The sequence below is a fragment of the Saccharopolyspora sp. NPDC050642 genome, assembly GCF_040654735.1.
GTDB classification, from domain to species: Bacteria; Actinomycetota; Actinomycetes; order Mycobacteriales; family Pseudonocardiaceae; genus Saccharopolyspora; species Saccharopolyspora elongata.
This window is the reverse complement of record NZ_JBFAIN010000019.1, coordinates 80,400-94,851: the sequence shown is the minus strand read 5'-3', so window position 1 is coordinate 94,851 and position 14,452 is coordinate 80,400. Positions and strand designations below refer to the sequence as shown.

Sequence of the window (14,452 nt, the reverse complement as noted above, 5' to 3'; positions counted from 1 at the left end):
CCGGTCAGACGGTCTGCTCGTCGGCCGCTGGCGCGCCGTGCCGCACCAGGGCGATGTCGGCGATGGTCACCGGCCTGCCGGGCAGCGGCGTGCCGGGGCGGGCCTGCAAGCCGTCGAGCATCAGCGTCAGGTAGCGGGCCGAGGCGTCCTGGCGGATGTCGTCCGGGGCGATGTGCACGCCCTGGAGCACGATCGAAAGGATCATGCCGAGGTCGCCGCCGCTGACGTCCGGTCGCATCGAACCGTTCGCCTGCGCGGCGCGCACCATCCCGTCGAGGATCTCCAGCAGCTCCTCGCGTGCCTGCTCGACCTCCGGATCGGCGGCCAGGATCGCCCTGGCCCGCTGGGACAGCATCGAGAACCGGACGACCGTGCGCAGGTTGGCTGCGCGCAGCAGGAAGTCGCAGAGCGCGCGCCACGGGTCGGATTCGCGATCACCGATCGCCCGGGCCTCGTCCAGGACCTGCTGGAACGCGTCCCGGCCGATGGCGCCGAGCAGCGATTCGCGGTCCGGGAAGCGGCGGTACAGGGTGCCGATCCCGACACCGGCGGCGCGGGCGATCTCCTCCATCGGGACCTCGGTGCCGTGCTCGGTGAAGACGGCCCGCGCCGCAGCGATGATCCGGTCCCGGTTGCGGCGGGCGTCGGCCCGCAGCCGTGGCGTGGCGTCGGTCGTCATGGTCCTCACTCGCGTGCTGTGCGTCGGGTGGGCGGATTGTCGCATGTTCCGGGCCGAAAGTAGGTGGACGAAATTCTTCCGCTTCGCTATAACCGGAAGAGCATCATCCATTTGTTCGCTCGGTGATCAGGGAGTCACGATGTCCGAACATGCCGTTGACCCGGCGGCCTACCCGAAAGTCCGCACCTGCCCGTTCGCGTCCGCACCCGAGTACGCCGAACTGCGCGCCGAAGCACCGATCGCCAAGGTGCCGATGGCGGGCGGCGGCACCGCCTGGCTGGTGACCCGGCACGAACACGTCCGCCAGGTGCTCGGCGATCCGAGGATGAGCTCTGACCGGCGCCGCCCTGGATTCCCGCAGCTCTCGGTCGGCCAGCGGGCCACCGTCGGCACCGTGGCCCCGTCGATGATCGGGATGGACGGGGAAGAGCACGCCGCCGCCCGCCGCTCGGTGCTCGGCGAGTTCACCGTGCGGCGGATCGAGGCGCTGCGACCGCGCATCCAGCAGATCGTCGACGACTGCATCGACGAGATGCTCGCCGCGCCCCGCCCGGTCGACCTGGTGCAGGCGCTGTCGCTGCCGGTGCCGTCGCTGGTCATCTGCGAGCTGCTGGGCGTGCCCTACGCCGACCACGACTTCTTCCAGGAGCGCACCAGCAAGATCCTGCGCAAGGCCACCCCCGTCGAGCAGCGCATCGCCGCGGTCGAGGAGATCCAGGCGTACCTGGACGAGCTGGTGACGGCCAAGGAGCAGGAGGTCACCGACGACCTGCTCGGCAGGCAGATCCGCAAGCAGCGCGAAGCCGGCGAGGCCGACCACGAGGCGCTCGTGCGGATGGCGCTCCTGCTGCTGATCGCCGGTCACGAGACGACCGCGAACATGATCTCGCTGGGCACCCTGGCGCTGCTGGAGAACCCCGACCAGCTGGCGGAGATCGTCGCCGACCCGGCCAAGACCCCGACCGCCGTCGAGGAGCTGCTGCGCTACTTCACCATCGTCGAGGCGGCGACCTCGCGCACCGTGATGGAGGACGTCGAGATCGGCGGCGTGCTGATCCCGGAGGGCGAGGGCGTCGTCGCGCTGGGCAGCTCGGCCAACCGCGACCCCGAGGCCTTCGACCGGCCCGACGAGCTGGACCTCGCCCGCAACGCCCGCGGGCACGTCGCGTTCGGCTTCGGTCCGCACCAGTGCCTGGGGCAGAACCTGGCGCGGCTGGAGCTGCAGATCGTCTTCGACACGCTGTTCCGGCGGTTGCCCGGGCTGCGGCTGGCCGTCGCAGTGGACGACCTCCCGTTCAAGTCCGACGCGAACATCTACGGGATCTACGAGATGCCCGTGACCTGGTGAGAGGAGTGATCATGCGGATCGAGGCGGACCTGGACCGCTGCGTCGGGGCGGGCCAGTGCGTGCTGACCGAACCGGCGCTGTTCGACCAGAACGATGAGGACGGCAGGGTGGTGCTGCTGGCGGCCGAGGTGGACGACGGCGACGCAGGCCTGGTCGCGGCGGCCCGGGAGGCGGTGCACGTCTGCCCGTCGGGCGCGCTGTCGCTGATCGGCGACCGGTAGCCACGACGTGAAGCGGCGCCACCTCCCCCTCTCCTGGAGATGGCGCCGCCGGCGTGGTTGAGCCGCCACAGCGCAGCTTGCTGGCTGTGGCGCTCCGGTTACAGGGCATTAGGTCCCTGGACAGGACCGATTAAGGTTTTCTTGATCTTTCCCGCACGAACTCGGTGATTTCCCGGGCGGCCGCGCGGCCGGCGCGGTTGGCCCCGATGGTGCTGGCCGACGGCCCGTAGCCGACGAGGTGCAGCCGGGGCTCGGCGACCGCGCGGGTCCCGGCGACCCGGATGCCGCCGCCCGGTTCGCGCAGGTGCAGCGGCGCGAGGTGGGCGATGACCGGCCGGAAGCCGGTGGCCCAGAGGATCACGTCCGCGTGCCGCGAGCGCCCGTCGGCCCATTCGACACCGTCGGCGGTGATCCGCTCGAACATCGGCAGCGGGTTCAGCACGCCCCGCTCGCGCGCGGCCCGCACGGCCGGGGTGTTCGGGAGCCCGGTCGCGCTGACGACGCTGCCCGGCGGCAGGCCGAGCCGGACGCGGCGCTCGACCTCGGCGACCGCGGCCCGCCCGTCGACCGGCGTGAACTCGGCGTCGGTGAACTCCGGCGGCCGCCGGGTCACCCAGGTCGTCTCGGCGACGTCGGCGATCTCCAGCAGGTGTTCCACCGCGGAGATCCCGCCGCCGACCACGATCACGCGCCGGCCGCGGAACTCCTCGGGACCGCGGTAGCCGGCGGTGTGCAGCTGGCGGCCGGCGAACGAGCTCTGCCCGGGGTAGTGCGGCCAGAACGGGTTCTCCCAGGTGCCGGTGGCGTTGAGGACCGCTCGGGCTGCCCAGGTCCCCGCCGAGCTGTCCACCAGCAGCCGCTCGCCGCCGTCGCGCACCGCGTCGACCTTCACCGGCCGCAGCACCGGGAGTTCCTGCTCGTACTCGTACGTCCCGAAGTACTCCGGGACGACCTCGGCGGCGGGGCGGGCGCCGTCGGCTTCGCGCAGCGGGCTGCCCGGCAGGTCGTGGATGCCGTGCACGCCGCCTAGGCGCAGCGACGGCCAGCGGTGCCGCCACGCGCCGCCGGGCCCGTCGCCGTGGTCGAGCACCACGTGGTCGATGCCGGCTCGCTGCAGGTGGTACGAGCCGGTCAGGCCCGCCTGGCCGGCCCCGATCACCACGACGTCGATGTCCTCCACACCCACCAGAACAGCCGCCGCGGCGGAATCTTCCCGTGCGCGAGGTGGTCTGTGCCACTGCCTGCGGAGTTGTTCCGATAGGCCAAGAGAGTGCGACGCAAGACACCCGTGGGGTGGCTTTAATTCCACTGAAACAACGCCCTACGATTGATTCCGTAAGCGGTGGTTCCCCAAACCTTCTTCCGTTCGTCCTGCCCTTTGCCGGGCGGTGCCTCGCGCGCGCGTGCGGAAGACGGGGAGGTTTGCAGAAGGGAGGCAAGAAGTGACAACGGTGTGGGTGGCCCTGGCGGCCGAGTCGGTTGTGCTGCTGGCGGTGGCGGGAGCGATGACCAAGTGGGCGTGGCGGCTTCAGCCGGGCACCCCGGACCAGGTGATCGAGCCGGTCGGCCCCGTGGCCGAGCGCATCGCCTGAGCTAGCGCGCAGCGGGTTCGCTCCCCTCGGTGGGAACGGGCCCGCATACCTCGGACCGGCCACGGCGGCGAATCCAATCGTCGCCCGGCCGGTTTTCGTTACCCAATTCCGGGTGCATTTTCGGATTGACTGCATCACGTTCATTTCGCGTTTAATCGGCACCGGTTGTTTGCAAAGGTAACTAGCGTCGCGGGTGTCCCGGGCGCGGTGATCGGCATGTGATGCCGCACATGCGGGTCGCGGCGGGTGCGGCGACCGATAGGGTGAGCCGAACGAGGTCAGCACGCCGATCGGGAAGGGCATCCGTGAGTCCAGTCGAACAGTCCAGTGGTCCACAGCCGGGTGGACCGGTGCTGCCCCGTTCGGGCTCCGGATCGGTGCTGGCCAACTACCGGACGTTCATCGAACGCGCGGTCCGCAAGCCGAACCTGGTCGGCGCGGTCGCGCCCAGTTCGCCGAACCTGGCCCGCGAGATGGCGGCCGTGGTGCCGACCTCCGGCAACCCGGTGGTCGTGGAGCTCGGGCCCGGCACCGGGGCGCTCAGCAGCGCGATCGCCGAGCGGCTGCCCGCGGGCGGCCGACAGGTGGCGATCGAGCTGGACGCCGGGATGGTCGAGTACCTGGGCACCGAAATGCCGTGGCTGGAGGTCATCCAGGGCGACGCGGCGCGGCTCGGCGAGCTGCTCGCCGACGCGGGCATCGACAAGGTGGACGCGGTGGTCAGCGGCCTGCCGTGGTCGATCTTCCCGGCGAAGCTGCAGCACGACATCCTGGGCCAGGTCGGCGCGGTCCTCGCGCCCGGCGGCGCCTTCACGACCTTCGCCTACGTGCACGCCCTGGGCATGGCCGGTGCCCAGCAGTTCCGCCGCCGCCTGGACCTGAGCTTCGACGAGGTGCTGACCTCGCGCACGGTGTGGCGCAACGTGCCGCCGGCCCGCATCTACGTCTGCCGCCGCCCCCGCCAACTCTGAGCGCCGGGCCGTGCCGGCGTGGTCCGGCACGGCGTGGCCGACGGAATCCTCGTGCACGAGGCGAAATTGGAGAGCCAGCCCGGGCCGCACTGGTCGGGGCATCGCACTTGTCGGGCGCCTGCTGCTGGAGGCCGAGATCCGTGCTGTGGGGACCCTGCGGCGGCTCGGAACCACGTCGCTGATCGTCACCGGCTGCACGACCAGCGTCTGCGTGGAGTCGACGATCCGGGACGCGTTCTTCCGGGACTGCCTGCCGGTGCTGCTCGCGGACTGCACCAGCGAGCCGCTGGGCCGGGCCAACCACGAGGCGTCGCTGACGGTCGTCGAGCACAACCTCGGCTGGGTGTCGGACTCGAAGTCCTTGCTCGCCGCCCTCACGCCCGTTCCGTGATGGCCCGCAGGGATTCCTTGAACTCGCGGTAGCGAGGCTCGGTGATCGCTTCGGCGTGGCGCCGCTCGATCGCGGCGATGATCCGGTCCGCGGCGCGCTGCTCGGCCAGTCCGCGTCCGGTCGGCACCACCAGCTTCGCCCGCCGGTCGGCGGGATCCGACGCCATCCGCTCGGCTCGCCGGTTGCGCTGCACTGCCACCTCGCCAGCCGTCGTCGGTCAGGTCGCCCGCCAGTTTACGGGGCGCCCCAACGGGAACGGGCCCGGTGCGCTTGTGGCGCACCGGGCCCGTTCGGTAGTGCCCGCCGGGTCGGCAGGGGATCAGGAGCGGATCATCTTGCGCAGCACGTACTGCAGGATGCCGCCGTTGCGGTAGTAGTCCGCCTCACCGGGGGTGTCGATGCGGACCTTGGCGTCGAACTCCACAGTGGAGCCATCGGCCTTGGTCGCGGTCACCTTCACCGTCTGCGGCGTCTCGCCCTCGTTGAGCTTGGTGATGCCCGCGAAGTCGAAGGTCTCCGTGCCGTCCAGGCCCAGCGACTTGGCCGACTGGCCCTCCGGGAACTGCAGCGGGATGACGCCCATGCCGATCAGGTTCGAGCGGTGGATGCGCTCGAAGGACTCGGCGATGACGGCGCGGACGCCCAGCAGCCGGGTGCCCTTGGCCGCCCAGTCGCGCGACGAACCGGAGCCGTACTCCTTGCCGCCGAGCACCACCAGCGGGATGTCCTGGGCGGCGTAGTTCTGCGCGGCGTCGTAGATGAACGCCTGCGGGGCGCCGTCCTGGGTGAAGTCCCGGGTGTAGCCGCCCTGCACGCCTGACATTGGATCTTCAGGCGAGGCTAGCAGCAGGTTGCGCAGCCGGATGTTGGCGAAGGTGCCCCGGATCATCACCTCGTGGTTGCCGCGGCGGGAACCGTAGGAGTTGAAGTCCTTGCGGTCGATGCCGTGGTCGGTGAGGTACTTGCCCGCGGGCGAGTCAGGCTTGATCGCACCGGCCGGCGAGATGTGGTCGGTGGTGACCGAGTCGCCGAGCAGCGCGAGCACGCGGGCACCGGAGATGTCGGTGACCGGCGCCGGCTCCATCGCCATGCCCTCGAAGTACGGGGGCTTGCGCACGTAGGTGGAGTCCGCGGCCCACTCGAAGGTCTGGCCCTCCGGGGTGGGCAGCGACCGCCACCGCTCGTCGCCCTTGAAGACGTCCTCGTAGGACTTGGTGAACATCTCGTTGGTGATCGCCGAGTCGATGGTGTCCTGGACCTCCTGCGGCGACGGCCAGATGTCGCGCAGGAAGACCGGCTTGCCCTCGGTGTCGGTGCCCAGCGGGTCGTTCTCGAAGTCGAAGTCCATCGAGCCCGCGAGCGCGTAGGCGATGACCAGCGGCGGCGAGGCCAGGTAGTTCATCTTGACGTCGGGGTTGATCCGGCCCTCGAAGTTCCGGTTGCCCGACAGGACCGAGACGACCGACAGGTCGTTGTCCTGCACGGCGGCGGAGACATCCTCCGGCAGCGGGCCGGAGTTGCCGATGCAGGTGGTGCAGCCGTAGCCGACCAGGTGGAAGCCGAGCTTCTCCAGGTACGGCCAGAGACCGGCCTTCTCGTAGTAGTCGGTGACGACCTGCGAACCCGGGGCCATCGAGGTCTTCACCCACGGCTTGCGGGTCAGGCCCTTGTCCACGGCGTTGCGGGCCAGCAGCGCCGCGCCCAGCATCACCGACGGGTTGGAGGTGTTGGTGCAGGAGGTGATCGAGGCGATCACCACGGCGCCGTGGTCCAGCTCGAACTCGCCGAGCTCGTCGGAGGACACCTTGACCGGCTTGGAGATCCGGCCGTGGGAGCCGTTGGCGGCCGAGATGACCTGCGCCGCGGACTCGTGGTGGGTGACCGCCGGGGCGTCGCTGGCCGGGAAGGACTCCTCACCGGCCTCGTCCACGGCCCGGTCGTCGGCGGTCTCGACCGTGGCGTAGTCGGTCAGCGCGGTGCGGAACGACTGCTTGGCCTCGGACACCACGATCCGGTCCTGCGGGCGCTTCGGGCCGGCGATCGACGGGACCACGGTGGACAGGTCCAGCTCGAGGTACTCGGAGTACTCCGGCTCGTGGCTCGAGTCGTGCCACAGGCCCTGCTCCTTGGCGTAGGCCTCGACCAACGCGACCTGCTCGGCCGGGCGGCCGGTGAGCTTGAGGTAGCGGACGGTCTCCTCGTCGATCGGGAAGATCGCCGCGGTGGAGCCGAACTCCGGGCTCATGTTGCCGATGGTGGCGCGGTTGGCCAGCGGCACCGAGGCCACGCCGGAGCCGTAGAACTCGACGAACTTGCCGACGACGCCGTGCTTGCGCAGCATCTCGGTGATCGTCAGCACCACGTCGGTGGCGGTGGCACCGGCCGGGATCTCGCCGGTGAGCTTGAAGCCGACCACGCGCGGGATGAGCATCGACACCGGCTGGCCGAGCATCGCGGCCTCGGCCTCGATGCCGCCGACGCCCCAGCCCAGCACGCCCAGGCCGTTGACCATGGTGGTGTGCGAGTCGGTGCCGACGCAGCTGTCCGGGTAGGCCTGGCCGTTGCGGGACATCACGGTGCGGGCCAGGTGCTCGATGTTGACCTGGTGCACGATGCCGGTGCCCGGCGGGACGACCTTGAACTCGTCGAAGGCGCCCTGGCCCCAGCGCAGGAACTGGTAGCGCTCCTTGTTGCGGCCGTACTCGAACTCGACGTTGCGCTCGAAGGCGTCCGGCTTGCCGAACACGTCGATGATCACGGAGTGGTCGATCACCAGCTCGGCCGGGGCCAGCGGGTTGACCTTGGCGGTGTCGCCGCCGAGGTCGGCCACCGCCTCGCGCATGGTGGCCAGGTCGACCACGCAGGGCACGCCGGTGAAGTCCTGCATGATCACGCGGGCCGGTGTGAACTGGATCTCGGTGGCCGGCTCGGCCTTGGCGTCCCAGTTGGCGAGGGCCCGCACGTGGTCGGCGGTGATGTTCGCGCCATCCTCGGTGCGAAGCAGGTTTTCCAGGAGGATCTTGAGGCTGTAGGGCAGCCGCTGCGCGCCGTCGACCGCGCTGAGCCGGAACACCTCGTAAGAGGCGTCACCGACGTTCAGCGTGCCGCGGGCGCCGAAGCTGTCCTTGCTCGCAGGTGCAGTCACGTTCAACTCCATCTCGCGACGGGCGCAAGTTCGGGAACGATTGCGAGTCTCGCGCACGTCGAGCGAGCATGCGCGGGGACCCGCTCTCTTCGCTGCTAACAGTACGCTTGTCCTGTATTCGCCCTCAACTAAGGGTCGGCAAACTCTCGATCACATGTACCACGGCGTGCAAAACTGCCGTTTTTCCGGACTTCCCAGGGATTGGGACGGAAGTACCGAAAGCCGTTGCGGGGCCGTCGGAGGGGCGTGCTTCGATTGGCGCATGCGCAACCTGACCGACAACGCGAAGTCCGCCGGTGTGGCGGTCGCGATCGTCTCCGCGTTCTGCTTCGGCGGTTCCGGGCCGTTCGCCAAGCCGCTGATCACCGCGGGGTTCACCCCGCTGCAGGTGGCTTGGCTGCGGTTGGCCGGCGGCGCGCTGCTGATGCTGCCGTTCGTGATCCGCTACGCGCCCGCGGTGCGCCGGGCGCCGAAGCTGCTGGCCGGGTACGGGTTGTTCGCCATCGCCGGGGTGCAGGTCTTCTACTTCGCCTCGATCGCCCGGGTGCCGGTCGGTGTGGCGCTGCTGATCGAGTTCCTCGGCCCGGTGATGGTGCTGGGCTGGATCCGGTTCGTCCGCCGCAAGCCGGTGACCCGCTCGGCGGCCATCGGCGTGGCGATCGCGATGGTCGGCCTGGCCTGCGTGGTGGAGCTGTGGTCCGGCCTGAGCTTCGACCCGATCGGCCTGCTGCTGGCGCTGGGCGCGGCGGGCTGCCAGGCCACCTACTTCCTGCTGTCCGACAGCGGGCCGGAGGTCAACCCGTTCGCCCTCGCCGGCTTCGGGCTGCTGCTCGGCGCCGCGGTCGTCACGCTGCTCGCGCAGCCGTGGGAGCTGGACTGGGCGCTGCTGCTCGGGCAGGTCGAGCTGGCCGGGTACCAGTTCCCGGCGCTGTTCGCGGTCGGCTGGATCGTCGTGCTGAGCACGGTCCTGGCGTACCTGACCGGGATCGTCGCGGTGCGCCGCCTCTCGCCGCAGGTGGCCGGGGCGGTCGCGTTCCTGGAACCGGTGGTCGCCACGGTGCTGGCGTGGGCGCTGCTGGCCGAGGCGCTGGGCCCGATCCAGCTGGTCGGCGGGGCGCTGATCCTCGTCGGCGCCTTCGTCGCGCAGCGCGCGGCACCGGCGAAGACCCAGTCCGCCGAGCTGGCCGGGGTGTAGGTCAGGCGGTGCGGATGGCCGACTTCACCAGGTGGATCAACAGGGTCTCGATGAGCGCGATGGCCACGCCGGTCAGGACGGTGGTGAGGAACTGGGGCATCGGTCTGCTTTCTCCCGCGTTGCTGCGTCGTTACGAACCGACTGTGCGCCGAACGGGTTAGCCGCCGTTGCGCGGGAGATGAAGCGCAGGTGAATCGAGCCAGAACAGTGCAGGTCAGGGGCTGTTCTGCGACCACTTCTGCCACAGCAGCACCGCCAGTGTCGCCGCGATCGAGGTGCCGACCGCGATGAGCCAGTGGTGCGGCAGGAGCGGGCTGCTGCCGAAGAACTGGCTGACGCCGGGGACCTGCACCAGCCCGACGAGGACCAGCGCCGATCCCACGCCCGCGACGAGCACCAGCGGCGTGCGGCCGCGGACCGCGAGCGTCTGCGCCAGCTGCGCGGCGACCAGCGCGACCAAGCCGGTGGTGCGGGCCTGGGCCGCGGTGGACAGCGGCCTGGCCAGCATCCAGGCGAGCCCCGCGGCGCCGGCGGTGGCGGCCGCGCGGGCGGAGACGTCGCGCGCCAGCGCCGAGCCGAGCGAGGCCTCCGGGCCTTCCGCGAGCAGCTTCTCCGGGGTGGCCTGCGGTGGCGGCCGCACCGCGATCGCGATCGCCGGCATGATGTCGGTGAGCAGGTTGACCACCAGCAGTTGCCGGGCGTTGAGCGAGGCGCCGGCGCTGACCAGCCCGGTGCCCAGCGCGTAGCCGATCTCGCCGAGGTTGCCGCCGAGCAGGATCGACAGCGCGTCGCGCACCGAGGTCCACATCGCGCGCCCCTCCACGATGCCGTCCGTCAGCGTCTCGATGCGGTCGTCGGAGACCACGAGGTCGGCCGCCTGCCGGGCCGCCGGGGTGGCGCGGGACCCGAACGCGATGCCGACCTGCGCCAGGTTGATCGCCGGGACGTCGTTGGCGCCGTCACCGGTCATCGCCACGACCCGGCCGCCGGCCCGCAGCCGGCGCACGATGCGCGCCTTCTGCGCCGGGCTGACCCGGGCGAACACGGAGACCTTCGGCAGCTCGCCCGCGAGCTGTTCGTCGTCGAGCTGATCCAGTTCCGCGCCGGTCAGCACCCGCTTGTCGCCGAGCATGCCGAGTTCGGCGGCGATGGCCTCGGCGGTGCTGGGGTGATCGCCGGTGATCATGATGACGTCCACGCCCGCCCCGCCCAGCTGCGCGACCGCGTCGGCGGCGGTCGGGTGCACCGGATCGGCCAGGCCCAGCAGCCCGACGAACTCGAGCCCGTCCACATCGGACTCGGTGAGATCGGTGCCCGCCCGGACCGCGCGTTCGGCCACGGCCAGCAACCGGTAGCCGCGCAGCGCCAGGCGCTCGATCTCCGCTTCCACGTCGGCGCGGGCCTCGGCGTCGAACGCCCCGCGATCTCGCCAGCCGGTGCACCGGTCGAGCACGACCTCGGGCGCCCCTTTCACCGACAGCAGATCGCGGGTCCGCACCGCGTGGAAGCCGCGCGAGGGCTCGAACGGCAACTCGGCCAGCACGGCCCCATCCGCCACGACGCCCGCCGCGCGGGCGCCGTCGAGCACCGCTCGGTCGGTGAGGTGCGGCAGCGGGTGCTCGTCGTGCTGGCGCGGCGTGGCCCGCACGCCGGCGGCCACGATCTCCCGGTGCCCGTCATCGAGGTCCTCAGTGGACTGTCCGGTGCGGCCGTCGGACACCTGGCGCAGCGTGATCCGCCCTTGGGTGAGGGTTCCGGTCTTGTCGAAGCACAGCGCGTCGACGCGGCCCAGCGCCTCGATCGTCGCCGGGCTGCGCACCAGGACGCCGCGCTTGGACAGGCGGCGCGCCGAGGCGAGCTCGGCGAGGGTGGCGACGAACGGCAACCCCTCCGGAACCGCCGCCACGGCCAGGCCGACCGAGCGCGCGACGGTCTGGGCCAGCGGGATGCCGCGCACCAGGTCGGCGAGGAACAGCACGCCGCCGGCGCCCACCGAGATCGGCAGCACCCGCTTGGTCAGCTCGCCGAGCCTGGCCTCGACGCCGCCGTCGTGCTCGGCCACGGTGCCCTGCGCGGTGCGCCCGAGCTCGGTGGACGTGCCCACGGCCACGACGATCCCGGTGCCGGAGCCGCTGGCGATGGCCGTGCCCTGGTAGAGCATGCACGCGCGGTCGGCGACCGCGGGCGCGGTCGTGGCCTCGATTTCCTTGGCGACCAACTGGGATTCGCCGGTGAGGCTGGACTCGTCGACCTCCAGGGCCTCGACGGCCAGCAGCCGGCAGTCCGCGGGCACCCCGTCGCCGGCCCGCAGTTCGATCACGTCGCCGGGCACGAGCTGGTCGGCGGGAACCTGCCGCGCGATCCCGTCGCGCCGCCGCCGCGCGGGCATCTGGCCGGCGTCGAGCAGCCTCGTCAGCTCGCGGTCGGTGGCGACCCGCTGCACGCCGTCGACCAGCGCACTGGCCAGCAGCACGCCGCCGATCAGCGCGGCGTCGATGATCGATCCCAGGCCCGCCGAGATGACCGCGCCCGCCCCGAGCACCGGGGTGATCGGGGTGATCAGGCCTTCCACGGTGGCCCCGGCCACGGTCGGCGGGATCCGGCCGCCGTCCTGCGGCCGGTGCCGGGAATCGGCGATCGACTCGCTGAGCCCCTGTTCGGAACTGGACAACGCGGACAGCACCGCGGGCGGCGGCATCGCGTGCCACGGGGTGCGTTCCTGCGGGACCGGGGGAGCGCGGTTCGCCGCGGACATCCCGGCCCAGGTGCCGGTGACGAAGGCGGCCAGCGTCGCGGCGTGCACCGGCATCGAGGCCCGGGCGGGCGCGCCGGCCGCCGGGCCGAACGCCGCGAACAGCGCCGCGATGCAGGATCCGGCCACCGACAGCATCGCGGCGTGCCGACTGGCGCGGCGAGCGCTTTCGGTTGCGGCCAGCAGCATGTGGGCCACATCGGCTCTCGGGCACAGCACGTCGGCGCCCCACGGCTGGATGTCCATTGCGGACAGTCCGATGCCGACGTCCGCGGCGGCCAGCGCGGAGTGCGCGCGGTCGGACACGACGGCCACGACGGCACCGTCGGCCTGCAGCCGCCGCACCGAGCGGGCCAGGTTGTTGTCGCCGGCGACGAGCCGATCCAGCGGCAACCGCTGGTCCAGCCGGCTGCCGATCCCGGCCACCACCGCCGATCTGTTGGCGCGCGCGGCCTCCACCAGCGCCTCGGCCAGCGGATCGAGTTCGTCGGCGACGCTCACCAGGGCGACCAAGGTGGTGTCCCGCTTCAGTGCCAATACCGTTGCGCCGCGCGAGGATTCGGCTTCGACGACGTCGTGGGCGGCGTCCGGGAGGTCATCGGGGAGCGGCGCCGTCGACCACTCGTCGCGGACCTGCTCGGCCAACGGGTCCCGGGGATCGACGAGTTCGCCGGCGCGGGCGAACAGCTCCGCGGCATCGGCTTCGGGGTCCAGCGGGATCACGGCGTCCAGGACCCGGCGACCGGTGAGCAGGACCGGCGCGTCGAACACGACGGTGTCGACCCGGTCGAGCCGGCGCACCGCGTCGGGCTCCAGCACGAGCCCGCCGCGCGCCGAGATCGCGGTGGTCAGATGGGTGGCGAAGGCCTCGCGACCGGCCTTCGAGGGACGCGGCACACCGGCCAGCAACGCCGCGAGGGCGCGCTGCGGGTTGCGCGACCCGGCGAGCACGATGCCGTACCCGGCCAGCGCCATGCCGCCGGAGACACTAGCGACCCGCTCCACCGGACCATCCGGGATCGGGCGCGGGCGGGCGGGGACCGCCACCGGGTCGCAGCGGTGCGAGACCTGCTCCCACCGCTGCCAGGCCTGGTGCCGGGCGATCGCCTCGCGGGACGCGCAGAACCGCCCGCACATGTCGGTGAGCACGCCCAGCGGGCGGCGGGCCAGGCCGTGCGTGATGGCGCCGCCCAGCGCCAGCGTGGTGTCGACCGGGGCGCGGCCGAGCTTGCGCTCCAAAGCACCGCGCATCCACGGCACCGAGTCCACCAGCGACACCACGGCCGGAACCAGCGGCGAAACGGCGCGCACCGGCAGCAACGCGCCGACCGCGGAGTAGCCGAGCCCGGCCACGCTCGCGACCAGGGCGCCCACGTCGCGGAGCACGGCTTCGGCGTTTCCCGGGTGCGCCGCGCTGCGCGGCGACATCGGCTCGTCATCCAAGCCGTGCTCGGCCTCGGTTTCCGCGATCACGCGGGCCAGCGCCGCGATGTTCACGACCTCCGGATCGTGCGTGACCACGACCCGGCCCAACACGCCGTTCACCTCGGCGCCGCGCACTCCGCCGACGTCGAGCAGCCGCTGCTCGACGTCGCGTGCCGCGGCCTCGGTGCCGGGCCTGTGCACCCCGCGCATCTCCAGGTGGCTGCGGTTGCGGCCAGCCCACACCCGCCGGTCGGCCGGCGCGACCGCTACCGTGCGGGCCGCGCGTGCCACCGGCGCGACGACCTCGGCGGCCTTCGACAGGAGCCAACCCAGCGGCATCGGAGATCCTTCGCGATCAGGCCTCGCTGATCTCCTTGTGCACGCTGCGCTGGACGAGCGCGGTGCCGATGCCGATCGCCGCGGCCACCGGCCACTCGATCAGGCTGAACGCGGCTGCGGCGGTCAGCCCGCCGTAGAACAGCGCCTGCTCGCGGGAGGGCAGCTGACCGCGCACGGTGTCGACGGCGGAGGCCAGTTCCTTGCGCCCGGGCATCCCCGGGAGCCCGGGCAGGTGGACCTTGGTGGTGTGGAGCTCGGCGGTGACGTAGGGGAGGGTGATCTCCGTGCCGCCACGCGCCCGGGCGGCCCTGGTCGCGGGCTGCTTGCGAGTGCGGTGCGAGGTGCCCGAGCTCGTCGACGAGGTGCTCGGACTTGTCGTGGTGGCCATGGTTGG

General features: G+C 71.8%; 12 protein-coding genes. 6 read left to right on the top strand and 6 right to left on the bottom strand.

The features are described 5' to 3' along the window. Positions 1 to 4 precede the first annotated feature (4 nt). Entirely contained in the window at positions 5 to 679 is a 675-nt protein-coding gene (locus AB0H93_RS26445) for a helix-turn-helix domain-containing protein (RefSeq protein ID WP_358575896.1), read from the bottom strand. Between the two features lie 139 nt (positions 680 to 818). Here AB0H93_RS26445 and AB0H93_RS26440 point away from each other — a divergent pair, with 139 nt between their 5' ends. Next, positions 819 to 2,027 (top strand): cytochrome P450, encoded by a 1,209-nt coding sequence (locus AB0H93_RS26440; RefSeq protein WP_358575895.1) that lies wholly within the window; start codon positions 819 to 821, stop codon positions 2,025 to 2,027. Between the two features lie 11 nt (positions 2,028 to 2,038). Next, the gene (locus tag AB0H93_RS26435) at positions 2,039 to 2,248 is read left to right on the top strand and encodes a ferredoxin (RefSeq protein WP_132486165.1); all 210 of its coding nucleotides are present in this window, start codon (positions 2,039 to 2,041) and stop codon (positions 2,246 to 2,248) included. A gap of 130 nt (positions 2,249 to 2,378) precedes the next feature. Here AB0H93_RS26435 and AB0H93_RS26430 read toward each other — a convergent pair whose 3' ends face one another. After that, positions 2,379 to 3,437 (bottom strand): NAD(P)-binding domain-containing protein, encoded by a 1,059-nt coding sequence (locus AB0H93_RS26430; protein ID WP_358575966.1) that lies wholly within the window; start codon positions 3,435 to 3,437, stop codon positions 2,379 to 2,381. Between the two features lie 253 nt (positions 3,438 to 3,690). On the opposite strand from AB0H93_RS26430, the gene AB0H93_RS26425 reads away from it, so the two are divergent. The 3 genes from AB0H93_RS26425 to AB0H93_RS26415 all read left to right on the top strand — a co-directional run bounded on the left by AB0H93_RS26425 (position 3,691) and on the right by AB0H93_RS26415 (position 5,202). Further along, positions 3,691 to 3,840 carry a hypothetical protein gene (locus tag AB0H93_RS26425; RefSeq protein ID WP_358575893.1) on the top strand — a complete coding sequence of 50 codons (150 nt, stop codon included), beginning with the start codon at positions 3,691 to 3,693 and terminating at the stop codon, positions 3,838 to 3,840. Between the two features lie 377 nt (positions 3,841 to 4,217). Next, positions 4,218 to 4,811, top strand: a complete 594-nt coding sequence (locus tag AB0H93_RS26420; protein ID WP_358575964.1) for a methyltransferase domain-containing protein — start codon at positions 4,218 to 4,220, stop codon at positions 4,809 to 4,811. Between the two features lie 145 nt (positions 4,812 to 4,956). Then, positions 4,957 to 5,202 (top strand): isochorismatase family protein, encoded by a 246-nt coding sequence (locus AB0H93_RS26415; RefSeq protein WP_358575892.1) that lies wholly within the window; start codon positions 4,957 to 4,959, stop codon positions 5,200 to 5,202. Here AB0H93_RS26415 and AB0H93_RS26410 read toward each other — a convergent pair. Continuing rightward, the gene (locus tag AB0H93_RS26410; protein ID WP_358575891.1) at positions 5,186 to 5,395 is read right to left on the bottom strand and encodes a hypothetical protein; all 210 of its coding nucleotides are present in this window, start codon (positions 5,393 to 5,395) and stop codon (positions 5,186 to 5,188) included. The two genes, AB0H93_RS26415 and AB0H93_RS26410, sit on opposite strands and share 17 nt — an antisense overlap. A 126-nt stretch (positions 5,396 to 5,521) precedes the next feature. Then, complete coding sequence (gene acnA / locus AB0H93_RS26405) at positions 5,522 to 8,359, bottom strand: aconitate hydratase AcnA (protein WP_358575890.1); 2,838 nt, start codon at positions 8,357 to 8,359, stop codon at positions 5,522 to 5,524. Positions 8,360 to 8,609: 250 nt separating this feature from the next. Between acnA and AB0H93_RS26400 the strand changes: the two genes are divergently transcribed. Continuing rightward, the gene (locus AB0H93_RS26400; protein ID WP_358575888.1) at positions 8,610 to 9,542 is read left to right on the top strand and encodes an EamA family transporter; all 933 of its coding nucleotides are present in this window, start codon (positions 8,610 to 8,612) and stop codon (positions 9,540 to 9,542) included. A gap of 214 nt (positions 9,543 to 9,756) precedes the next feature. Here AB0H93_RS26400 and AB0H93_RS26395 read toward each other — a convergent pair whose 3' ends face one another. Together AB0H93_RS26395 and AB0H93_RS26390 are read right to left on the bottom strand one after the other, a co-directional pair. Then, positions 9,757 to 14,058: an HAD-IC family P-type ATPase gene (locus AB0H93_RS26395; RefSeq protein WP_358575886.1), complete on the bottom strand. Its 4,302-nt coding sequence runs from the start codon at positions 14,056 to 14,058 to the stop codon at positions 9,757 to 9,759. A gap of 16 nt (positions 14,059 to 14,074) precedes the next feature. After that, positions 14,075 to 14,446: a hypothetical protein gene (locus AB0H93_RS26390; protein ID WP_358575884.1), complete on the bottom strand. Its 372-nt coding sequence runs from the start codon at positions 14,444 to 14,446 to the stop codon at positions 14,075 to 14,077. Positions 14,447 to 14,452: the final 6 nt, after the last annotated feature.